This window comes from Frigoribacterium sp. VKM Ac-2530 (genome assembly GCF_015350835.1).
Lineage (GTDB): Bacteria > Actinomycetota > Actinomycetes > Actinomycetales > Microbacteriaceae > Frigoribacterium.
Map to the genome: position 1 here is coordinate 236190 of NZ_JADKSE010000002.1, position 22137 is coordinate 258326.

Below are 22137 nucleotides of genomic sequence, written 5' to 3' on the forward strand. Positions count from 1 at the left end.
TGGCGCCCCCAGGTCGTCAGCGACGCGAGCCGCGGGCCCGACGGCGCCGCAGCCTCGCGAGTGCTCGCCAGCCCAGCAAGAAGACGCCGAGCACGACGACCGTGACGACCACGAAGCTCACCGCCGTGCCCTGACCACTGATCACCCTGAGCACCATCCCGACGACGACCGTGGCAGGCCACACGACGAGGCCGGAGCCGACGGCCGGGAGCGCCCGACCGCGCACCAGCACGAGGGCCCAGCCGACGACGAGCCCCGCGGCGAACGGCCACAGGGTCGTCAGCACACCGGCCAGCGCCGACCCCTCGTCGTGGCTGCGACGCCCGATCAGGACGAACGCCACCACGAGCACGAGATCCGCGACGAAGGCCCACCACGGAGACCTGCGCGCGGTCACCGGGGCTGCTCCAGGGTGCGCGACAGCTCGGCGAGCAGGTCGTCGACCTGCGGCTCGACGAGGCGCGCCAGGGCCTCCGCGATGCGTTCCCGGTGGTCGGCGACGGCGAAGCAGAGGGCCGTCCCGACCGCCTGCGCGTGCTCGTCGGCGAGGGCGAGCTCGCGACGGAGGGCCTGCTTGGCCTGCTCGGTGAACACCGGCTCGGCCGCCGCCTCCTCGTCGGTCGGGCCTGCAGGAGGCGCGTCCTCGGCGGCGAGGCCGGCCAGGGTGAACAGGAACGGCTGGGTCGGGTCGGGCTCGGGGTCGACGTCGAGGCCGTCGAACTCGGGTGCCAGGTCGGCCTCCGGCCGGTACCCGTCGGGCTCGCCCGCCGCGGCACGCCGCAGCTCGCGGTCGACCAGGGGCAGGTTGCGGGCCGTGTAGGTCTCGACCTCGGCGTCGACGATGTGCCGGAGGCGGTTGAGCAGCGCGTGCTGGACGGCGTGCGGCACGTCGTGGTCGAGGCCCGCCGCGGTGGAGACCGGCGAGCCGAAGCAGGTGCGGCAGACCCGGGTGCGCCCGCGGGCCGTGCCGATCCGCCAGCGCGGCAGCCAGCGCAGCCAGGCGTCGACCGCGCCGCGCACCTGCCCCTCGATGGAATCGGCCATGCGACGAATCTAGGGCGCGGAGCCCGTCGGGGGCCGCTGCCGTCGGGCGATTCGCACCTCCGACGTCCCAGGTATCAGGATCGAGCCGTCACGCGGTCCTGATCCGTGCACGGATCAGGACGATCACGCCCCTCCCCGCGCGGATCAGGACAGATGTTCCTGAATGAGGAGGTGGCGGGCGGGGCGGGTCAGTCGACGGTGACGAAGTCGATCAGCTGCTCGACGCGTCCCAGCAGGGCGGGCTCGAGGTCACCGAAGGTCCGCACGCGGCCGAGGATCCGCTGCCAGGCGGCGGCGATGTCGGCCTGGTCGTCGTGGGGCCAGCCGAGGTGCTCGCAGATGCCGTGCTTCCACTCGACCGAGCGCGGCACGATCGGCCACGACTCGAGCCCCAGGCGACCCGGCTTCACGGCCTGCCAGACGTCGACGAACGGGTGGCCGACGACGAGCACGTGAGCCCCCGACGGCCCGCGGGCGATCGAGTCGGCGATCCGGCTCTCCTTCGACCCGGCCACCAGGTGGTCTACCAGCACGCCGACGCGGCGGGTCGCGGTCGGCCGGAACTCGGCGAGCACTTCGGCCAGGTGGTCGACGCCCTCGAGGTACTCGACCACGACGCCCTCGACCCGCAGGTCGGCGCCCCAGACCTTCTCGACGAGCTCGGCGTCGTGCCGGCCCTCGACGAAGATCCTGCTCTCGCGGGCGACCCGCGCCCTGGCCCCGTCGACCGCGAACGAGCCCGAGGCCGTCCGGGCGCGCCCCTGGGGCGCCGCGCGGGGCACGCGCAGCGCGACCGGCGAGCCGTCGATCAGGAACGACCCGCCGAGGGGGAAGGCGCGGACGCGGCCCTTCCAGTCCTCCAGCTCGACGGTGCCGGCCTCGACCCGCACGACGGCTCCCGTGAAGCCGCTGCGCGCCTCCTCGACGACGAGGTCGCGGACGGCGTCGGTGGGCGTCGGCGCCGGTCGCGACGAGCGCTTCCAGTCGCCGCTCAGCACGTCCTGTCCGTAGCGGTCGTCATCCACGGGGCGGTCCTCCTCGGGTGGGTCGGGTGGGTCGGGGCTGGTAGGGGCGCGGCGGCCCCTTGCCGTCGGGCTCGCCGCCGGCGGGCCGCCCCGCCGTCGGTCGCCCCCCGGGGACGGTGCTCGGCGGCGGAGGGCGGGTCGCACGGGGAGCCACAGCGGGGCCCGTGGCGGAGCCGAGCCCCGCCCTGGCCCCGGGGCGGTCGGCAGGCGCGGTGGGGCGTGACGCACGGTCGGCGCGCAGGGCCGGGGCGGCTGTCGACGCCGACGCCGAGGCGGCAGCCCCCGATCGTGCCGGCACCGTCGCCGCCGACGCCGTCGGGGCCGCGGACTCGTCCGGTCGGAAGCCGAGCCCGAACGCCCAGGCGAAGCCGCCGAGCACGACGAGGACGTAGAGGCCCGACACGACGAGCGGCAGCCACCAGGCCGACAGCGGCCCCCCGCTCTGCCCCGCGATCGCCAGGACGACGAGTGCCGACACGAACCAGACCGCGGCGGCGAAGGCCCGGGCGGCCCAGCGAGCCAGGCGCAGCCGCAGCTCACGACGGCGGGGCGCCGCCTTCCAGTGCGCGGCGTGCGGCACGAGCAGGTGCCGAGCGGGCGTCCACGCGAGCGCAGCGGCCGTGAGCAGCCAGGCCAGGACGAGGCCGACGAGCACCGAGGAGGCGATCAGCACGAGGTCGGACCGGCTCGCGGCCAGCCCCGTGGCCCCGTCCCGGAGGTGGACGACCGCCACGCGGTCGGGCAGCAGCTGCGAGGCGGTCACCAGGACGAGCGCCGCCGCCGCGAGGGCGAGGCCCATCGGCGCGGCGGCACGGAGCAGAGGCGGCACGGTCATCGTGACCGGGCCGCCTCTGCGGCGTCGAGACGGGTGGTCAGGCCTGCGCCCTCTCGAGCACGAGCTCGCGGACGCGCGCGGCGTCCGCCTGGCCCTTCATCGCCTTCATGACGGCACCGATGACGGCGCCGGCAGCCTGGACCTTGCCGTCGCGGATCTTCGCCAGCACGTCGGGCTGCTGGGCGAGCGCCTCGTCGATGGCGGCGATGAGCGCGCCGTCGTCCGAGACGACCGCGAGGCCGCGCGAGGCGACGACCTCGGCGGGCGAGCCCTCGCCGGCGACGACGCCCTCGAGCACCTGCCGGGCGAGACGGTCGGTCAGCTCACCGGACTCGACGAGGGCGATCAGCTCGCTGACGTGCAGGGGCGACACGAGCGACGCCGGCTCGACGCCGGCCGCGTTCGCGGTGCGGGCGATCTCGCCGGTCCACCACTTGCGGGCCGCCTGGGGCGACGCGCCGGCGGCGACGGTGTCGACGAGCTCCTGCAGGAGGCCCGAGTTGACGACGTCCTGGAACTCCTGGTCGGCGAAGGCCCACTCGGCCTTGAGACGTCGACGCATGGCCACCGGCGCCTCCGGCAGGGCCAGGCGGAGCTGCTCGACGAGCTCGCGCGACGGGACGACGGGCAGCAGGTCGGGCTCAGGGAAGTACCGGTAGTCGTCGGCGTCGCTCTTCGGGCGCCCGGCGGAGGTGCGCCCGGTGTCCTCGTGCCAGTGCCGGGTCTCCTGCGTGATCGTCCCGCCCGCGGCGAGGATCGCCGCCTGGCGCTGGATCTCGTGGCGGACGGCGCGCTCGACCGAGCGGAACGAGTTGACGTTCTTCGTCTCGGTGCGCGTGCCCAGCTCCACCTGGCCGTGCGGACGGAGCGACACGTTGGCGTCGCAGCGCAGGTTGCCGCGCTCCATCCGCGCCTCGCTGACGCCGAGGCTGCGGACGATGTCGCGGATCGTCGAGACGTACGCGGCACCGAGCTCGGGGCCGAGGGCGCCGGCGCCGATGATCGGCTTCGTGACGATCTCGACGAGGGGGATGCCCGCGCGGTTGTAGTCGACGAGCGAGTACTCGGCACCCTGGATGCGACCGGTCGAGCCGCCGACGTGCGTGAGCTTGCCGGCGTCCTCCTCCATGTGCGCCCGCTCGATGGGCACGTGGAACACGGTGCCGTCGGGCAGCTCGACCTCGACCTCGCCCTCGAACGCGATCGGCTCGTCGAACTGGCTGACCTGGTAGTTCTTGGGGTTGTCCGGGTAGAAGTAGTTCTTCCGGGCGAAGCGCGAGCTCTCGGCGATCGAGCAGCCGAGGGCGAGGCCGAGGCTGATCGAGTACGTCACGGCCTGCTCGTTGACCACCGGCAGCGAGCCCGGCAGCCCCAGGTCGACCGGCGTCACGTTCGTGTTCGGCTCGCCGCCGAAGAAGTTCGGCGCGTCGGAGAACATCTTCGTCTTGGTGCCGAGCTCGACGTGCACCTCGAAGCCGAGGACGACCTCGTAGCGGGCGAGCGCCTCGTCGTAGTCCATCAGGTCTGCCTTGGCCATCAGATGACTCCCTCGGTGGCGGCGGTCTGCTCGGTGCTGCTCAGGTCGGGCGCACGCGAGATGAGAGTGTGGCCCCAGCCCTGCTCGAGGAGCTGCTCGACGGCGGCGCCGTAGGTGTAGAGACGCGCGTCCTCGCGGGCGGGAGCCATGAACTGCAGGCCCGTCGGCAGGCCGTCCTCGTCGGCGAGCCCCATCGGCACCGTGATGCCGGGCACGCCGGCGAGGTTCGCGGGGATGGTCGTGAGGTCGTTCAGGTACATCGACAGCGGGTCGTCGAGCTTCTCGCCGAGCGGGAACGCCGTGGTCGGCGCCGACGGCGAGACGAGCACGTCGACCTTCTCGAACGCGGCCGCGAAGTCGCGCTGCACGAGCGTGCGCACCTTCTGGGCGCTGCCGTAGTACGCGTCGTAGTAGCCGGCGCTCAGCGCGTAGGTGCCGAGGATGATGCGGCGCTTCACCTCGGGGCCGAAGCCGGCCTCGCGGGTGGCGGCCATGACGTCCTCGACGGTGCCGCGGCCCTCGGGGACGACGCGCATGCCGAAGCGCACGGAGTCGAACTTCGCGAGGTTGCTCGAGGCCTCGGCCGGGAGGATCAGGTAGTAGGCGCTGATCGCGTACTCGAAGCTCGGGGCGTCGATCTCGACGACTTCCGCACCGGCGCCGGTGAGCAGGTCGAGAGCCTCGGCGAAGCGCGCCTTCACGCCGGCCTGGAAGCCCTCGCCGGCGAGCTGGCGGACGACTCCGACGCGCACGCCCTGCAGGGCGCCGCCGGCGAGGCCGCGGCGGGCGGCGTCCGCGAACGACGGCCACTCGTCGCGCAGCGAGGTGGAGTCGCGGCGGTCGTGGCCCTTGATGACGTCGTGCAGCAGCGCCGAGTCGAGCACGGTGCGGCTGACGGGGCCGACCTGGTCGAGCGAGCTCGCCAGCGCGATGGCGCCGTAGCGGCTGACGCCGCCGTAGGTGGGCTTGACGCCGACCGTGCCCGTGACGGCACCGGGCTGACGGATCGACCCGCCGGTGTCGCTGCCGAGGGCCAGGGGCGCCTCGAAGGCGGCGACGGCCGCGGCCGAGCCGCCGCCCGAGCCGCCGGGCACGCGGTCCAGCGACCACGGGTTGTGGGTCGGGCCGTAGGCGGAGAACTCGGTCGACGAGCCCATCGCGAACTCGTCCATGTTCGTCTTGCCGAGGGGCACCAGGTCGGCGGCGCGCAGCTTCGCGACGACGGTCGCGTCGTACGGCGGCACCCAGCCCTCGAGGATGCGGCTGCCCGAGGTCGACGGCATGTCGATCGTGCAGAGCACGTCCTTGACGGCGATCGGCACGCCCGCGAGGGGGCCCATCGCGTCGCCGGCGGCGCGGCGGCGGTCGACGTCGGCGGCCGTGGCCAGGGCCTGGTCGCTCACGTGGAGGAACGCGTGCACGTCGCCGTCGACGGCGGCGATGCGGTCGAGGTGCGCCTGCACGACCTCGACGGACGAGACGTCGCGCGAGGCGAGGCGGGTGCTGAGGTCGTCCGCGCTGAGGCGGATGATCGAGGAGGCGTCGGCCACGTCTACTGCTCCTCTCCCAGGATGGCGGTCACGCGGAACCGCGAGCCGTCGTGGTCGGGCGCGCCCGAAAGCGCCTGCTCGACCGTGAGCGTCTCGCCGACGACGTCGTCGCGGAAGACGTTCGTCAGCGGGATCGGGTGGCTGGTCGCCGGGACGTCGTCGGTCGCGACCTCGGACACCTTGGCGACGTTGTCGACGATCTGCCCGAGCTCCCGGGTCATGGTCTCGATCTCGTCGGGGGTGAGGGCGATGCGGGCGAGACCTGCGAGGTGCTCCACCTGTTCGCGCGTGATTTCAGACATGCTGCTCCGTCACGTGGTTCGTCTGGGGTACCGCGGCTGGGGGTACCCGACGATCTTACGGGGCCGCACCCGGCCCGGCAGGCCCGGGACGTCGTGCCCGTCGCGGGGCGCGGCAGGGCTCAGTCGCGCACGTACAGGTCCTGGGGCCGGACGACCGAGAGGTCCGGCACCTCCGGGGCGACCGGGCGCGGGTCGCCGGGCTCGCCGTCGACGAGGTCGCCGCGGCCGAGCCCGATCAGGGCCGTGCTCCGCAGGGTCTCGGTGCCGGGCACGAGATAGGAGTTGTGGCCGAGGGCGGCGGCGAGGGCGCGTCCCGTGTAGCCGTCCGCGCCTCCCCCGGTGTGCAGCAGCACGGCGCCGAAGCCGGCGGTGCCGGGATCGGCGCCGAAGTACGCGCTGCCGGCCACGGGGTCGAAGCTGCCCGCCGCGGCGTAGACGTCGTCGCCGGCGACGTCGAGCATCGACGCGGTGGGGACGACGCTGCCGGGCGAGCCGAGCAGGACGAGGGAGTCGACCGACACGGTCCCGGACGACAGGGCGAGCGTGGCCGTCGTCGACCCGTAGGAGTGGCCCACGACCGTGACCCGGGCAGGCGAGGAGGCGCGGGCCGCGTCGAGCCCCGCGATCGCGTCCTCGAGGCGGTCGGCGCCGACCCGGGCGAGGTCGAGCCCGTAGACGTTGGTCAGGTCCGGGGTCCGGTACCCCAGCCAGGCCACGACGGCGACCTGGTCGAGCCCGCCGTCGTCCGCCCGGGCCAGGAGGTAGGTCCACGACCGCTGCTCGTCGAAGAGCTCGCCGGCCGTGTCCGTCCAGTCGACGAGCTGGCTCCCGACGGTGAAGAACATGCCCGGCACGAGCACGGTGACGTCGTCGGCCGTGTCGAGGTCGCCGACCGAGACGGCCGCTCGGCCCGGCAGAACCGTGTCGAGGACGACGAGGTGCCGCTCCGCGTCGCCGGCCGCGCGGCCCCCGACGGCCGCGGCGACCTGGTCGAGCATCTCGGCGCGGGCGTCGTCGTCGCGCCGTTCGTCGCCGGTGCCCCGACGCTCGTCGATCGCGGAGCGCGCGGCCACGAGGAACAACCGGTTCGCCTCGTCCCTGGTCGTGTACGGGACGCCCTCGAGGTTGCCGACGAGACCAGGCACGCGAGCGACGAGGGTCAGCTGGCGCGAGGGGTCGAGGCCTGCCCACCAGGACGCCACCTCGGGGGCGGTCCGGACGGAGGCGACCGCGTCGACGAGCGCACCGGTGTCGTCGCCGGAGGCGTCCAGGGAGGCGGCCAGGCCGTCGAGCTCGTCCTCGCTCGCCGTCGCGAGGTCGTCGAGGCAGGACACGGGGACGGGTCCCACGCAGACGTCGGAGAGGGACGACCGAGCGGGCTCGGCCAGGCTCGAGGGCGCAGACGGAGTCCCCCGGCCGGCGGACGTGGCGTGCTCGGACGCGGCTCGGTCCTGGCGGGCCGACGTCTCGGACCCCGTTCGCCTCTCAGACACCGGGCGCACCGGGGACACCGTGTGCGCCTCGGCGCCCGCTGCTCCCGGCCCGGCGGCAGGCTCGACGGGACCGACGACCACCCCGGAGAGGTGGATCGATGCGGACAGGATGGCTGCGGCGAGGAACAGCACGTCGGGTCTTTCCCTCTCGTGCGCACCTGAGCCACGACCCCCTACAGCCCTGGTCGATGCGCGCCCTCATCGTACGAGCGCGAGGTGCCGCCTGACCAGGCATTTCGTTAGTCCGCTGGGGATTCGTCCCCCGAAACGGGGACAGCCAGCCCCGATGGGCCCTCCTTAAGGAGGACAGCGAACTCCGCCGCGTCGATGATGCGGACGCCGAGCTGCTCGGCCTTCGTGAGCTTCGACCCTGCACCGGGGCCGGCGGCCACGAAGTCGGTCTTCTTGCTCACGCTGTTGCCGGCCTTGCCGCCGGCCGCGAGGATCGCCTCCTGAGCGCCCTCCCGGCTGAAGCCCTCGAGGCTGCCGGTCGCGACGACGGTCAGGCCGGAGAGCACTCCCCCGGCCTCGACGGCCGCGCCGGGGCCCGGGTGGTCGGGCGTCGTGAGCTGGACGCCTGCCGCGGCCCAGCGATCGACGATCTCGACGTGCCAGTCGACCTCGAACCAGTCACGCAGGGCGTCGGCGATGATGCCGCCCACGCCGTCGACGGCGGCCAGCTCGTCGCGGGTCGCGGCTCGGATCGCGTCGAGCGAGCCGAAGTGGCCGGCGAGGGCCCGGGCGGCGACCGGCCCGACGTGGCGGATGCTGAGCCCCACGAGGATGCGCCAGAGCGGGCTCGTCTTCGCCGCCTCGAGGTTGGCGAGCATCTCGATCGCCGTCTTCGACGGCACGCTCGTCTCGTCGCCGGCGAACTCCGGGGCGTCGGGGTCGAAGGGGCCGTCCTTCTTCGCACGGCGCCGCCGGAACGGCGTCACGAGCTTGGGCACTCCGTCGGCCTCGAGCTTCTCCATGCCCGTCTCGGAGTCGCGCACGACGACCCTCACGGGGAAGATGTCGCTCATCGTCAGGTCGAACAGCCCCGCCTCGGTGCGGAGCGGCGGCGTCGACGGCTCGACGGGCTGCGTCAGCGCGGCCGCCGCGACCTCGCCGAGGCCCTCGACGTCGAGCGACCCGCGCGAGGCGATGTGCTCGACGCGGCCGCGCACCTGCGCGGGGCAGCTCTCGGCGTTGGGGCACCGGAGGTCGACGTCGCCCTCCTTCGCCGGACGCAGGGTGGTGCCGCACTCGGGACACTCGGTGGGCATGACGAACTCCCGCTCGCTGCCGTCGCGCAGCTCCACCACCGGGCCGAGCACCTCGGGGATGACGTCGCCGGCCTTGCGCAGCACGACGGTGTCGCCGATCAGCACGCCCTTGGCCTTGACGACCTGCTGGTTGTGCAGGGTCGCCTGGCGCACCTCGCTGCCCGCGACCTCGACCTTGCGCATCACGGCGAAGGGCGTGGCCCGGCCGGTGCGGCCCACGCTCACGACGATGTCGAGCAGCTCGGTGTTCACCTCTTCGGGCGGGTACTTGAACGCCGTGGCCCAGCGCGGCGCCCGGCTGGTGGCGCCGAGCTCGTCGTGCAGGGCGAGGTCGTCGACCTTGACGACGATGCCGTCGATCTGGTGCTCGACGCTCGACCGGCGCACTCCGTAGTCGTGGATGAACGCCGCCACCTCGGGCACCGTGTCGTAGACGCGGTGGTGGGTCGAGACGGGCAGCCCCCAACGCGAGAGGAGGTCGTAGACCTCGCTCTGGCTGTGGACGTCGGTGTCGCGCTCGAGCTCACGGACGGGCCAGGCGCCGATGCCGTGCACGAGCATCCGCAGGCTCCGGAGGCGTGCGTCCATCAGGGCGCGCTTCTCCGGGCTCTTGCCCTCGGCCTTCTGGCGCAGGGACCCTGCCGCGGCGTTGCGCGGGTTCGCGAAGACGCGCTCGCCCGCCTCGCGCTGGCGGGCGTTCAGCTGGTCGAACTCGGCGACCGGGAAGAAGATCTCGCCGCGCACCTCGACGATCGGAGGGTGGCCGGTGCCCTCGAGACGCTCGGGGATCGTCCCCATGGTGAGGACGTTGCCCGTGACGTCTTCTCCGACGACGCCGTCGCCGCGGGTGGCGGCCGTGACGAGCACGCCGTGCTCGTAGCGCAGGTTGATGGCGAGCCCGTCGATCTTGAGCTCGCAGAGGAACCGGACGCGCTCGGCGCCGGCGTCGCGCTCGACCTTGCCGGCCCACTCGGCGAGCTCGTCGTCGCTGAAGACGTTGTCGAGGCTGAGCATGCGCTCGGCGTGCTCGACGGGGGCGAACTGGGTCGTCTCGGCCCGGCCGCCCACGGTCTGCGTGGGGCTGTCGGCCGTGAGCAGCTCGGGGTGCTCGCCCTCGAGCTCGGCGAGGCGCCGCACCAGCGCGTCGTAGTCGGCGTCGGACGCCGTCGAGGCGTTGCCCTCGTAGTACTGGTCGCGCAGCTCTAGGACGCGCGACGTCAGCTGAGCGACCTCGTCGCGGGCGGCGGCGAGGTCGTCGGGCGTCACGTCGGGGACGACGACGTCGGCCGCGCCAGCGGCCCCGTCGCCCACGGGCCCGTCGTTCACGGCGCGGTGACCGGCACGGCGCTGACCGTCCGGTCGATCGTGCACTGGCCGAGCACGCGGGTGCCGACGTAGACGACGGCGGTCTGCCCGGGGGCGACGCCGCTGAGGGGCTCGTGGGGAGTGATCACGAGCTCCGTTCTACCCTCGACCGCCGACACCCGCGCGACGGCGGGGACGGGGTCGGCGTGGGCCCTGATCTGGACGTCGCAGTCGAAGGCCGTCGTGGGGTCGACCGGCGCGCGGCCGGCCCACGTGAACGAGCCGCCGGCGATCTCGGCGATGTCGAGCGCCTCCTTCGGGCCCACCACCACCGTGTTGTCGACCGGTCGCACCTCGAGCACGAAGCGGGGCTTGCCGTCGTCCGACGGGAACCCGACGTTCAGGCCCTTGCGCTGCCCGACCGTGAACGCGTGCGCGCCCTGGTGCGTGCCGATGGTCTCGCCCGAGCGGTCGAGGATGTCGCCCTGCTCGGCGCCGACGCGTTCCGCGAGCCAGCCCCGGGTGTCGCCGTCGGGGATGAAGCAGATGTCGTGGCTGTCGGGCTTCGCCGCGACGCTGAGGCCGCGGGCGGCGGCCTCGGCACGCACCTCGGCCTTCGAGGGCGTGGCCCCGAGCGGGAACATCGAGTGCGCCAGCTGCTCGGCGGTGAGCACGCCGAGCACGTAGGACTGGTCCTTGGCCCACGCGGAGGCGCGGTGCAGCTCGCGCTCGCCCTGGTCGTCCGTGACGATGGTCGCGTAGTGCCCGGTGCACACCGCGTCGAAGCCGAGCGCGAGGGCCTTCTCGAGCAGGGCGGCGAACTTGATGCGCTCGTTGCAGCGCATGCAGGGGTTCGGGGTGCGACCAGCGGTGTACTCGGCGACGAAGTCGTCGACGACGTCGAGCTTGAAGCGCTCGCTGAAGTCCCACACGTAGTAGGGGATGCCGATGACGTCGGCGGCGCGCTGGGCGTCCATCGAGTCCTCGATGGTGCAGCAGCCGCGGCTGCCGGTGCGGAGGGTGCCGGGCATCCGGCTGAGGGCCAGGTGCACCCCGACGACGTCGTGGCCGGCCTCGACCGCCCGGGCCGCGGCGACCGCCGAGTCGACGCCGCCGCTCATCGCTGCGAGGATCTTCATCCGTCAAGTGTAAGCAGCCGCGCCGGCGCCCGGCGGGGCCGAGGGGGTCGGCCCCGGCCGAGGCAGGCATAGTGTGGCCGGTGCCATGACGTCGACGCCCTCCCCCGCCTTCTCGTTCCGGTCCGTCGCCCTGTCGGCCTTCCTCCCCGCCGCGTTGTTCGCGATCGGCGAGGGGGCGATCATCCCGATCATCCCGGTCGTCGCGAGCGACCTCGGGGCGACCCTGCCCTTCGCGGCGTTCGTCGCCGCGCTCATCCTGGTGGGCGAGCTGATCGGCGACGTCCCGAGCGGCTGGCTCGTCTCCCGCATCGGCGAGCGCACCGCCATGATCTCCGCCGCGCTCGTGAGCATCGTCGGGCTGCTGACCTGCGTGTGGGCGCCGAACGAGTGGGTCCTGGCCGGGGGCGTGCTGCTCATCGGCCTCTCGACGGCCGTGTTCGCCCTGGCCCGGCACGCCTTCATGACGAGCTTCGTGCCGGTCGAGGTCCGGGCGCGGGCGCTGTCGAGCCTCGGCGGGGTCTTCCGGCTCGGCTACTTCGTCGGGCCGTTCCTCGCGGCCGGCACCATCCACCTCACCGGCTCGACGCAGTCCGCGTTCTGGATCCACGTCGCCGGCTGCCTCGGCGCGGCCGTCGTGCTGCTCGTGCTGCGCGACCCGTCCGAGGTGCTCCGCGAACGGCGGGCGGCGGCCGCCGTCCCCGTCGACGCCCCGACCCCCGGCGAGGAGAAGGTCGCGAAGGAGGCGGAGGGCCTGTTCCGCACGCTCGCCCGCCACCGCGGCGTCCTCGTCAAGCTGGGCAGCGGAGCCGCGCTGATCGGCGCGATGCGGGCCGGGCGCCAGGTGATCCTGCCGCTCTGGGCCGTGAGCATCGGGATCAGCGCGCCGCAGACGGCGCTGATCATCGGCATCGCGGGCGCCGTCGACTTCGCGCTGTTCTACACGAGCGGCCAGATCATGGACCGCTGGGGCCGCCTCTGGAGCGCCGTCCCCTCGATGGTCGGCCTCTCGATCTCGTACCTGGCCCTGTCACTCACCCACGACCTCGACGCCCGGGTCGGCTGGTTCGTCGCCGTGGCGATGTTCATGTCGCTCGCGAACGGGATCGGCAGCGGCATCCTCATGACCCTCGGCGCCGACCTCGCCGACCGGGCCGACCCCGCGCCGTTCCTCGGTGCCTGGCGGTTCACGGGCGACGCGGGCAGCGCGGCCGCACCGCTGCTCATCTCGGGCCTGACCGCCGTGGTCTCGATCTCGCTGGCGAGCGGGGTGATGGGCGTGCTCGGCCTCGTCGGGGCGGTCATCCTGCTGCGCTACGTGCCGCGGTACTCGCCGCACGTGCCGCGGGAGCTGCGCTGACGCCGAGCCCGCGCCTCCTCGTGCTCGTGCTCGTGCTCGTCGGTACACTCGGTCCTGCCCGCGGGAGTGGTGAAACTGGCAGACACGCAGGATTTAGGTTCCTGTGCCTTCGGGCGTGAGGGTTCAAGTCCCTTCTCCCGCACGAAGGCCCGGCTCTGTCCCGGTGACGAAGGTCACTGCAGCCTGCGCAGCCAGCACGGGTAGCCTGGTCCTCCCGGCACCTCGAGAAAGAGACCCATGCTGCCCCTGGCGACCATCTCGTGGCTCGACCCCGAGTACCTCTTGTCGGCGTTCGGCCCCTGGGCCGTGCTCGGCGTCTGCCTGCTCGTCTTCGCCGAGACCGGGCTGCTGATCGGGTTCCTCTTCCCCGGCGACACCCTGCTCATCATCACCGGCATCCTCGCGGCCACGAACCCCGGCGCCCTCGGCCTGCCGATCTGGTTGATCGCGATCTTCATCGGCATCGCCGCCTTCGCCGGCGGCGAGCTCGGCTACCTGATCGGCCACAAGATCGGGCCGCGCATCTTCGAGCGGAAGGAGAGCGGGCTCTTCAGCAAGGCGAACGTGAACCGGACGAACGCCTTCTTCGAGCGCTTCGGCCCGCTCGCGGTCATCATCGCCCGCTTCGTGCCGGTCGTCCGCACCTTCGCGCCGATCATGGCCGGCGTCGGGCACATGAGCTACCGGCGCTACTCGCTCTACAACGGCATCGGGGCGATCGTCTGGGGCTTCGGCGTCACCATGCTCGGCTTCGGCATCGGCCACATCCCGCCCGTCGCCGACTTCGTCAGCTCGTACATCGACCTGATCCTGCTCGGCGCCGTGCTCGCGACGCTGATCCCCGTGGCGATCCACTACTTCCACGGCGTGCACACGGCGAAGAAGCACGAGGCCGACGGCACGACCCCCGACGCCGAGGTCGACGCCGCGGCCGTCGAGCCGACACCCGTCGACTCCCCCACCGGCCAGACGCCGACCCAGGCCTGACCCCCTCCTCATTCAGGAAGATCGGTCCTGATCCTCGCGGATCAGGTGCCGATGTTCCTGTCTGCTGCAGCGTTCAGGAACCCCTTCGTGGGACTTCCTGAGTTGCCCGCGCGGTCGGGCCCGCGTGGGCTCAGCCAGCCCGCGAAGGCTCAGCCAGCCCGCGGGCGACAGCAGAGGCGCTCAGCCTGCGAGGCCCGCGACGTGCGGCGCGATCGCGCGGAACGCCCGCGACCGGTGGCTGACCGCGTTCTTCTCGTCCGGGGTCAGCTCGGCCGCGCTGCGGGTCTCGCCCTCGGGCCGGAACACGGGGTCGTAGCCGTGTCCGCCCGTGCCGACCCGCGCCTCCAGGACCTCGCCCGGCCACTCGCCCTGCTCCACCAGCTCGCGGGCGGCGACCGTGCCGTCCGCCGACGCGGGCACGACGAGCGCCGCCGCGCACGAGAAGTGCGCCGAGCGGTCGGGCACGCCGACCAGGTTCGCCAGCAGCAGGTCGATGTTGTCGTCGTCGTCCCGGGTACCGGCGTAGCGGGCCGAGTGGATGCCGGGCGCGCCCCCGAGGGCGTGGGCCGAGATGCCGCTGTCGTCGGCGAGCGAGGGCAGCCCGGTGTGGGCCGCCGCCGCGCGCGCCTTGATCAGCGCGTTCGCGGCGAACGTGTCGCCGTCCTCCACGGGCTCCGGGCCGTCGTAGGCGACCAGCTCGACGCCCGGCGCGGTCTCGGCGAGCAGCAGCCGCAGCTCCCAGACCTTGCCCTGGTTGTGCGTGGCGATGACGACCTGCGTCACGCGCCCAGCACCTCCTTCTGGAGGGTCGTCAGGTCGGCGCCGCCGGCGACGGCGAGGTCGAGCAGCTCGCCGAGCTCGCGGCGGTCGAAGGGCGCTCCCTCGGCCGTGCCCTGCACCTCGACGAACAGGCCGGAGCCCGTGACGACGACGTTCATGTCGGTCTCGGCGCGGACGTCCTCGACGTAGGCGAGGTCGAGCAGCGGGACGCCGTCGACGATGCCGACCGAGACGGCGGCGACGCTGTCGGTCAGCGGGGTCGCCTTCTGGGCGATGAACTTCTTCTCGCGGCCCCACTCGATCGCCTGCGCGAGCGCGACGTACGCGCCCGTGATGGCCGCCGTGCGCGTGCCGCCGTCGGCCTGGAGCACGTCGCAGTCGAGCACGATGGTGTTCTCGCCGAGGGCCTTCGTGTCGACCACGGCCCGCAGGCTGCGACCGATCAGGCGGGAGATCTCGTGGGTGCGTCCGCCGATCTTGCCCTTGACGCTCTCGCGGTCGTTCCGCGAGCCGGTGGCGCGCGGCAGCATCGCGTACTCGGCCGTGACCCAGCCCTTCCCCTTGCCGGCCAGCCAGCGCGGCACGCCGTTCGTGAAGGAGGCGGTGCACAGCACCTTCGTGTCGCCGAACGACACCAGGGCGCTCCCCTCGGCCTGCGCGCTCCAGCCCTTCTCGATGGTGACGTGTCGCAGCTGGTCGGCGCGGCGGCCGTCGGCGCGGACGAGGTCGGTGGTGGTCTCGGTCATGGTGTCTCCCCTGGTCGGGTCGGTCTGGTGTGGTCTCGTACGGGGCGGTGCAGGGCGGTGTGGGGCTGTGCGGGCGGTGCGGTCAGGCGCGCGGGCTGCCGGCGCGGAGCCCGCCCGGCAGCTCGATGGCACCGGTCTCGAGATGGCCGACGCGCGACACCTCGGGCCCGAGGAACCGCTTCGCCAACCGCAGGAAAGCCGCCTCGTCCGCGCCGGTGGCCTCGAACTCGTAGCGCGGCACGCTGCCCGCCGGCGCCTCGAGATCGTGGTCGACGAGGGTGCGGTAGACGTCGGCGGCCGTCTCGTCCGCGCTCGAGACGAGGCGCACCTCCGGCCCCATCACGTACTGGATCGCCGCCGACATCAGCGGGTAGTGCGTGCAGCCGAGCACGAGCGTGTCGACCCCTGCCTCGCGGAGCGGTGCGAGGTAGCCCGCGGCGACCTCGCGGAGCTCGGGGCTCGAGGTGTCGCCTGCCTCGACGAACTCGACGAAACGCGGGCACGCCTGCGTGAAGATCTGCAGGTCGGAGGCCGCGGCGAAGGCGTCCTCGTAGGCGCGCGAGCGGACCGTGCCCTCCGTGCCGACCACCCCGATGCGCTTGTTCCGCGTCTGGCCCACGGCGGAGCGGACCGCGGGCTGGATGACCTCGACGACGGGGATGCCGGCGCCCGTCGTGTACCGCTCACGAGCGTCGCGGAGGACCGCCGCGGAGGCGGTGTTGCACGCGATCACGAGCAGCTTCACCCCCTGGGCGACGAGGTCGTCCATGACGGCGAGCGCGTACTCGCGCACCTCGGCGATGGGCTTCGGGCCGTAGGGCGAGTGGGCGGTGTCGCCGACGTAGAGGACGGACTCGCGCGGCAGCTGGTCGATGATCGCCCGCGAGACGGTCAGGCCGCCCACGCCGCTGTCGAAGACTCCGATGGGTGCGTGCGTCACGGTCGTCGAGCCTACCCGGACGGAGGCGCGCCGCAGCCGGGCGCCCTGGTCCCGGCCCCCTCCCCCCGCCTAGGGTGGAGAGGTGACCAGTGCCCTGCTGACCGACCGCTACGAGTTCACGATGGTGGAGGCGGCCCTCAAAGCCGGCACCGCCGACCGACGATGCGTGTTCGAGCTCTTCGCCCGCCGCCTCCCCCAGGGTCGCCGCTACGGCCTCGTGGCCGGCACCGGCCGCTTCCTTGCCGAGCTGACGCAGTTCCGGTTCGGCGACGCCGAGCTCGCCTGGCTGCGCGACGGCCGCATCGTCGACGACCGCACCGTCGACTGGCTCGCCGACTACCGCTTCTCGGGCGACATCCGCGGCTACGCCGAGGGCGAGGTGTACCTGCCGGGGTCGCCCCTGCTCGTCGTCGAGTCGACCTTCGCCGAGGGCGTCCTGCTCGAGACGCTCGCCCTCAGCGTCTTCAACTACGACTCCGCCGTCGCGAGCGCCGCGGCACGGATGGTCTCGGCCGCCGACGGCCGGCCGCTCGCCGAGATGGGCTCGCGGCGGACCGGCGAGCGCAGCGCCGTGGCGGCGGCGCGGGCCGCCTACGTCGCGGGCTTCGTCGCCACGAGCAACCTGGAGGCCGGGCGCACCTGGGGCGTCCCGACGATGGGCACCGCCGCGCACGCCTTCACCCTCCTGCACGACACCGAGCGCGAGGCGTTCGAGGCGCAGGTCGCGAGCCTCGGGCCCGGCACGACGCTGCTCGTCGACACCTACGACATCCCGGAGGCGGTGCGCACGGCCGTCGAGGTCGCCGGCACGGGCCTCGGCGCCGTCCGCATCGACAGCGGCGACCTCCCCGCGCTCGTGTCGCAGGTGCGCGCACAGCTCGACGACCTCGGCGCCACGGGCACGAAGATCACCGTGACGAACGACCTCGACGAATACACGATCGCGGCGCTGCGCGCGGCGCCCGTCGACAGCTACGGCGTCGGCACGTCCGTGGTGTCGGGCTCGGGCCACCCGGCGGCGGGGATGGTGTTCAAGCTGGTCGCCCGCCAGGGCGCCGACGGCGAGTGGGTGTCGGTGGCGAAGAAGTCCGCCGACAAGGCGACCATCGGCGGCCGCAAGGCACCGGTGCGGGTGCTCGTCGACGGCGTCGCGACGACGGAGCTCGTGCGCATCGGCGACGGGGGGCCGGGCGAGGGCGAGGAACGACCACTGCTCGTGCCGCTCGTCACCGGCGGCGTGGTCGACGACCGCTGGACCGGGCCGCAGGGCGTGCAGCGTGCGAGGGACCACCGTCAGGCCGCCGTCGACGAGCTGCCGCCGAGCGCGTTCCGGCTCGGCCGGGGCGACCCGGTGCTGCCGACGGTCTACGAGTGAGCGGCGCCTGCCGGGTGACGGACGGGACCTACTCGGACTTCATCTTCTCGTAGACCTCTTTGCAGGTCGGGCAGACGGGGAACTTCTCGGGGTCGCGACCCGGTGTCCACTTCTTGCCGCAGAGCGCCTTGACGGGCTTGCCGCTGAGCGCGGACTCCATGATCTTGTCCTTCTTCACGTAGTGCGAGAAGCGCTCGTGGTCGCCGGGGTCGACGGCGTCCTCGTTCAGGAGCTTCTCGAGCTCGCGATCCAGGACGTCGAGTCCGCCGCCGGTCTGTGTGTCGCTCATGGCGACCATCGTACGTCAGCTGCGCAGGGTGAAGGCGAGCAGCTCGGGCGCACGACGCGTGAACGTGCGCGAGCCGATCGCAACGCCGACGACGAGCACGACGACGCCCGCGGCGAGCCCCGTGACGAACGACCACGTGTCGGCGCCCTCCTGCCCCTGCAGCAGGTACCGGCCGGCGAACCAGAGCGACGGGGAGGTCGCCAGGACGGCCCCTCCGATCATCGTGACCTGCGCCGTCACCGAGGCGCTGCCGTGTGCCTGGGGCTGCTGGAACGGGTCGTCGTGCGGACGCACCGCCGCGTAGGGCATCGCCGCCGAGACGATGCTCGACAGCCCCAGGCCGCTCAGCAGCAGCCCGGCGGACACCCCGATCTCGGGCAGCAGCGCGCCCCGGTCGCCGAAGAGCCACGTGGCGACGAGCGACCCGAGAACGACGAGCGGCACCCCGATGAGCAGAGGAGGCGCGAGGCGGCCCACGCGGTCCGCGAGGCCCCGCGTGCCGGCCGCGACGTGCAGCCACAGGGCGGTGCTGTCGTACGCGACGTCGTTGTGCGGCAGGAACCCGAGGATGAGGCACATCAACGGCACCGGCACGAGCGCGAGCCAGTGCCAGCTGATCCCCGCGATGCCGAGCGGCACGACGAGCAACGGCAGGATCGGGATGATGACGAGGGACATGCGGTAGCGAGCGTCCCGCATCCAGTAGGTCAGGCTCCGGCCCGCGACGGCACCGGTCGGGCTCGCCCGGACGAACTCGAACCAGCCGAGGCCGGCTGCGTCGTCCGCGACGTCGGGCTCCGGCTGGTCGACGAAGGCGCGCGCCACGAGCGCCCGCCACGCGAGCCAGAGCGCGACCAGGGTGACGACCGCCACCACGAGGTCCGCGACGACCCGGCCCGTCTCGCCGACCGCCGCGTGCCCCGGGAGGGCGAGAGCGGCGCCGAACGGGGTCCAGGCGAGCACGTCGGCGACGACCCCGCTCGTCCTGCCGCCGGGGAGGGTGGCACGGACCAGGTCGATGACGAGCGGCACGAGCAGCACCGCGACCACCACGCCCCCCGCGACCAGGAACTGACGGGCCCGGCGGGTGGTGAGGACGACGCTGTTGATCGTCGCCGCCACCAGGGACGCGAGGTAGGCCGTGGCGCCGGCGAGGACGACGGCGAGGACCGCGAGCGACGCGATGCCCTGCCCCTCGCCCCATGAGCGCACGTAGCCGGGAGCGACCGCGACGAGGGCGAGCACGGGCAGGCCGACGGCACCGCCGAGGGCGAGGCCGACGGCCGCCGACCCCTCGGGCACGCCCAGGACGGCCAGGCGGCGGGGGTCGCTCCACGGCGGCCGGACCCGCGCGAACGGCAGCACGCTGTAGGCGACGACGACGAGCGCCCCGGCACCCACGACGAGCGCGCGGACGTCGCTGAGCGAGTCGTCGCGCAGCGAGCCCGCGAGGGCGGAGACGGCGAAGGAGGCGCCGAGGACGAGGAGGACCGACACGACCGTGACGAGCAGCCGGCGCGGCTCGTGCCGGACGGTGTTCGCGATCGTCTGGAGCCTCAGTCGGAGAAGCTCTGCAACCATTCCATGCCCTCCGTGACGGCTCGGCCGCCGGCCAGCTCGACGAACGTCTGCTCGAGCGAACGGCCGGCCCTGACCTCGTCGACCGTCCCGCTCGCGAGGACGTGACCGTCGACGATCACCGCGACGCTGTCGCAGATGCGCTCGACGAGGTCCATGCTGTGGCTCGAGAGCAGCACTGTGCCGCCGCCGGCGACGTAGCGCTGGAGCACGTCCGTCACCGTGGCCGCCGACACCGGGTCGACCGACTCGAACGGCTCGTCCAGCACGAGCACGCGGGGCGAGTGGATGACGGCCGCCGCGAGGGCGATCTTCTTCGTCATGCCGACCGAGTAGTCGGCGACGAGACGGCCGAGCGCGTCCTGCAGCCCGAACGCGGCCGCCAGGTCCGCCGAGCGCTTGCGCGCCGTGGCCCCGTCGAGTCCCCGGAGCGTCGCGGAGTAGTAGAGGAGCTGGGCGCCCGTGAGGCGGTCGAAGAGCCGGAGGCGGTCGGGCAGCACCCCGAGGGCGCGCTTGGCGGCGGCGGGGTCGTCCCACACGTCGGAGCCGAGCACCGAGACGGTGCCCTCGTCGGGCCGCAGGAGCCCGGTGACGATCGACAGGGTCGTCGTCTTGCCCGCGCCGTTGGGGCCGACGATGCCGTAGAACGAGCCGGCCCGCACCTCGAGGTCGACGCCCTCGACGGCGACCGTGCTGCCGTACCTCTTCGCGATCCCCTTGATCGAGAGGACCACCGGGCGCTCCGCGTCGTCGGCAGGAGGCGCTGTCGCCTCCTCGGTGTCCGTCGCGTCGTCCCCGGCGACGGGCGTCACCTCGTCGTCGTCGGTGCCCGCGTCGACCGACCCGGACTCGTCGTCCGTCTCGACCGCCAGCTCGTCGGGCGCGGTCGCCAGTGCGACGACGTCGTCGTCGTCCTGAGCGGGCTCCGCGTCGTCGGGCGCGGCATCGGCGTCGGTCGCTGGGGCGACGGCGTCGTCCGGCACGCTCTCGTCGTCGCCGGACTCGACCACGGCCTGCTCCTCGGCGGCGGGCACGGCGTCGAGCTCGGCCACGGCCTCCTCGGCGACGGCCGCCTCCTGGGCGGCGGCCTCGGCGGCGGCAGCTTCCTCGGCCGCCGCGGCAGCAGCGGCCGCGGCCCGGGCGCGCGCGTTCGCGGCCCGCGTCGCCGCGGCCTTCTTGGCGGCGGCCGACCGATCGGCAGCCGTCCGGGTCGAGGCGGGCTTGCGGCCGGCCGACGTGGTCCGGGGGCTCCTCGGGGCAGGGGACGCGCCTCCTCGGGAAGGGGTCCGCTCGCGTGCCGGCTGCTCTCGCTGGCCGGCCGCGCCCTGGCCGGGCTCGTCGACCGTCGCCACCCCGTCCGGTGCGTCCGTCGGCGTCGCCTCGTCGTCCATCTGATCCCCCCGGTGAAGCACGTCCCCGCCGCTGCGCGTCGCCTCGTCGGGGTGCAGGGCACCCTCCTGGTCGTCGCGCGCGGAAGCCATCGCACCACCGTACCAAGCGAGCGAGCCCGGCACGCCCGCCCTGAGGACGATCACGAAAGGGACACGACCTCGACCAGCACCTGCCGCTGGGCGACCGCTCGCGGTAGTCTGGGGCAGCACGACGACGTGTCCACATCGAGTCCCGAGGGTGAACGCCGCCCGAACACCAGACGGAGGGGCGCCACAGACGGCGCCCGACCGCACCTCCCGGGGCACGACCCAGAAGCACGACCGAACACCTGTCAAGACCCGGGGCCCGCCCCGCGGATCTCCGATCCGACGTCGAGGCGGCGCACCGTGACGGCCCTCACCACCGGCCGGCACGGAACGACAGGCAGACGGTCAGCCCCACGAGGAGACAGACGTGAGCAAGACAGACAGCACCGCCCCCCAGATCGTGATCCTGGCCGCCGGCCTCGGCAGCCGCCTCGGTCGCTCGCTGCCCAAGGCGCTCACCGAGCTGAGCGACGGCCGCACCATCATGCAGCAGCAGTTCGACAACATCCGGTCGGCGTTCGGGCCCGACGCCCGCATCACCGTCGTCGTCGGCTACAAGTTCGAGCACATCGTCGAGGCATTCCCCACCGCCTCCTTCGTCTACAACGAGCAGTACGACCAGACGAACACCTCGAAGAGCCTGCTGCGCGCGCTGCGCGCCAGCACGTCGGGCGGCGTCCTCTGGATGAACGGCGACGTCGTGTTCGACCCCGAGGCGCTGCGCCGTGCCGCCCGTCAGGTCCGCGACGAGCAGTCGTTCGTCGCCGTCAACACCTCGAAGGTGTCCGACGAAGAGGTCAAGTACACGACCACGGCCGAGGGCTACATCGCGCAGCTGTCGAAGCAGGTCGTGGGCGGCCTGGGCGAGGCGGTCGGCATCAACTTCGTCGCCAAGGCCGACAAGGCCGTCCTCATGCGCCAGCTCGCCAAGGTCGACGCGCAGGACTACTTCGAGCGCGGCATCGAACTGGCCATCGAGCAGAACGGGCTACTCTTTGAGCCCGTGGACATCTCCGACCTCTACGCCGTCGAGGTCGACTTCGCCGAGGACCTGGAGCGCGCGAACCTCTTCGTGTGACCGGGGCCCGCCCCGTCGGCCGGGATGTCCC

20 protein-coding genes and 1 tRNA gene are annotated in these 22137 nt (G+C 73.3%); 5 read left to right on the forward strand and 16 right to left on the reverse strand.

What is annotated here, in order from left to right:
• Positions 1–16: 16 nt before the first annotated feature.
• From ITJ48_RS16440 to mnmA, 10 genes are all read right to left on the reverse strand, one after another.
• A complete protein-coding gene (locus ITJ48_RS16440) occupies positions 17–397 on the reverse strand; it encodes a DUF3054 domain-containing protein (RefSeq protein WP_194613575.1) in 381 nt (126 codons plus the stop codon).
• Positions 394–1044 carry a spermidine/putrescine ABC transporter substrate-binding protein gene (locus ITJ48_RS10040; RefSeq protein ID WP_194613576.1) on the reverse strand — a complete coding sequence of 217 codons (651 nt, stop codon included), beginning with the start codon at positions 1042–1044 and terminating at the stop codon, positions 394–396. The genes ITJ48_RS16440 and ITJ48_RS10040 overlap by 4 nt, the downstream gene beginning before the upstream one ends.
• 188 nt (positions 1045–1232) lie before the next feature.
• Positions 1233–2069, reverse strand: a complete 837-nt coding sequence (locus ITJ48_RS10045; protein WP_194613577.1) for a DUF3097 domain-containing protein — start codon at positions 2067–2069, stop codon at positions 1233–1235.
• A complete protein-coding gene (locus ITJ48_RS10050; protein WP_194613578.1) occupies positions 2062–2904 on the reverse strand; it encodes a hypothetical protein in 843 nt (280 codons plus the stop codon). The genes ITJ48_RS10045 and ITJ48_RS10050 overlap by 8 nt, the downstream gene beginning before the upstream one ends.
• Positions 2905–2941: 37 nt before the next feature.
• On the reverse strand, positions 2942–4441 hold the full coding sequence (gatB, locus tag ITJ48_RS10055) for an Asp-tRNA(Asn)/Glu-tRNA(Gln) amidotransferase subunit GatB (protein WP_194613579.1): 1500 nt from the start codon (positions 4439–4441) through the stop codon (positions 2942–2944).
• Positions 4441–5991, reverse strand: coding sequence for an Asp-tRNA(Asn)/Glu-tRNA(Gln) amidotransferase subunit GatA (gatA, locus tag ITJ48_RS10060; RefSeq protein ID WP_192041186.1), 1551 nt, complete (start codon positions 5989–5991; stop codon positions 4441–4443). Before gatA ends, gatB begins: the two co-directional genes overlap by 1 nt.
• 2 nt (positions 5992–5993) lie before the next feature.
• Positions 5994–6293: an Asp-tRNA(Asn)/Glu-tRNA(Gln) amidotransferase subunit GatC gene (gene gatC, locus ITJ48_RS10065; protein ID WP_123548173.1), complete on the reverse strand. Its 300-nt coding sequence runs from the start codon at positions 6291–6293 to the stop codon at positions 5994–5996.
• Between the two features lie 119 nt (positions 6294–6412).
• Positions 6413–7627 carry an alpha/beta hydrolase gene (locus ITJ48_RS10070; RefSeq protein ID WP_194613580.1) on the reverse strand — a complete coding sequence of 405 codons (1215 nt, stop codon included), beginning with the start codon at positions 7625–7627 and terminating at the stop codon, positions 6413–6415.
• A gap of 398 nt (positions 7628–8025) precedes the next feature.
• Positions 8026–10365 carry an NAD-dependent DNA ligase LigA gene (ligA, locus tag ITJ48_RS10075; protein WP_194613581.1) on the reverse strand — a complete coding sequence of 780 codons (2340 nt, stop codon included), beginning with the start codon at positions 10363–10365 and terminating at the stop codon, positions 8026–8028.
• An 11-nt stretch (positions 10366–10376) separates the two neighbouring features.
• Complete coding sequence (gene mnmA / locus ITJ48_RS10080) at positions 10377–11498, reverse strand: tRNA 2-thiouridine(34) synthase MnmA (protein WP_194613582.1); 1122 nt, start codon at positions 11496–11498, stop codon at positions 10377–10379.
• Between the two features lie 85 nt (positions 11499–11583).
• Here mnmA and ITJ48_RS10085 point away from each other — a divergent pair, with 85 nt between their 5' ends.
• The 3 genes from ITJ48_RS10085 (at position 11584) to ITJ48_RS10095 (ending at position 13842) form a co-directional block, all read left to right on the forward strand.
• Positions 11584–12855 carry an MFS transporter gene (locus tag ITJ48_RS10085; protein WP_192041183.1) on the forward strand — a complete coding sequence of 424 codons (1272 nt, stop codon included), beginning with the start codon at positions 11584–11586 and terminating at the stop codon, positions 12853–12855.
• 60 nt (positions 12856–12915) lie between these two features.
• Positions 12916–12997: transfer RNA gene (locus ITJ48_RS10090), tRNA-Leu, on the forward strand.
• Positions 12998–13092: 95 nt separating this feature from the next.
• Complete coding sequence (locus ITJ48_RS10095) at positions 13093–13842, forward strand: DedA family protein (protein ID WP_194613583.1); 750 nt, start codon at positions 13093–13095, stop codon at positions 13840–13842.
• A gap of 180 nt (positions 13843–14022) precedes the next feature.
• Here the strand turns inward: ITJ48_RS10095 and ITJ48_RS10100 are convergent, their stop codons facing one another.
• The 3 genes from ITJ48_RS10100 to murI form a co-directional block, all read right to left on the reverse strand.
• A complete protein-coding gene (locus tag ITJ48_RS10100; protein ID WP_194613584.1) occupies positions 14023–14625 on the reverse strand; it encodes a non-canonical purine NTP pyrophosphatase in 603 nt (200 codons plus the stop codon).
• Positions 14622–15368, reverse strand: a complete 747-nt coding sequence (gene rph, locus ITJ48_RS10105) for a ribonuclease PH (RefSeq protein WP_194613585.1) — start codon at positions 15366–15368, stop codon at positions 14622–14624. Before rph ends, ITJ48_RS10100 begins: the two co-directional genes overlap by 4 nt.
• Before the next feature lie 82 nt (positions 15369–15450).
• Positions 15451–16308, reverse strand: coding sequence for a glutamate racemase (murI, locus tag ITJ48_RS10110; RefSeq protein ID WP_194613586.1), 858 nt, complete (start codon positions 16306–16308; stop codon positions 15451–15453).
• 82 nt (positions 16309–16390) lie between these two features.
• On the opposite strand from murI, the gene ITJ48_RS10115 reads away from it, so the two are divergent.
• Entirely contained in the window at positions 16391–17683 is a 1293-nt protein-coding gene (locus ITJ48_RS10115) for a nicotinate phosphoribosyltransferase (protein ID WP_194613587.1), read from the forward strand.
• Positions 17684–17711: 28 nt separating this feature from the next.
• On the opposite strand, the gene ITJ48_RS10120 is transcribed toward ITJ48_RS10115, so the two are convergent.
• From ITJ48_RS10120 to ITJ48_RS16695, 3 genes are read right to left on the reverse strand one after another with little or no spacing between them, the layout of a single operon-like run.
• On the reverse strand, positions 17712–17972 hold the full coding sequence (locus tag ITJ48_RS10120) for a DUF3039 domain-containing protein (RefSeq protein WP_166760949.1): 261 nt from the start codon (positions 17970–17972) through the stop codon (positions 17712–17714).
• Between the two features lie 15 nt (positions 17973–17987).
• Positions 17988–19553, reverse strand: a complete 1566-nt coding sequence (locus ITJ48_RS10125; protein WP_194613588.1) for an ABC transporter permease — start codon at positions 19551–19553, stop codon at positions 17988–17990.
• Positions 19529–21031: an ABC transporter ATP-binding protein gene (locus ITJ48_RS16695; RefSeq protein WP_370544871.1), complete on the reverse strand. Its 1503-nt coding sequence runs from the start codon at positions 21029–21031 to the stop codon at positions 19529–19531. Before ITJ48_RS16695 ends, ITJ48_RS10125 begins: the two co-directional genes overlap by 25 nt.
• Positions 21032–21395: 364 nt before the next feature.
• Between ITJ48_RS16695 and ITJ48_RS10135 the strand changes: the two genes are divergently transcribed.
• Entirely contained in the window at positions 21396–22106 is a 711-nt protein-coding gene (locus ITJ48_RS10135; RefSeq protein WP_314102750.1) for a phosphocholine cytidylyltransferase family protein, read from the forward strand.
• Positions 22107–22137: the final 31 nt, after the last annotated feature.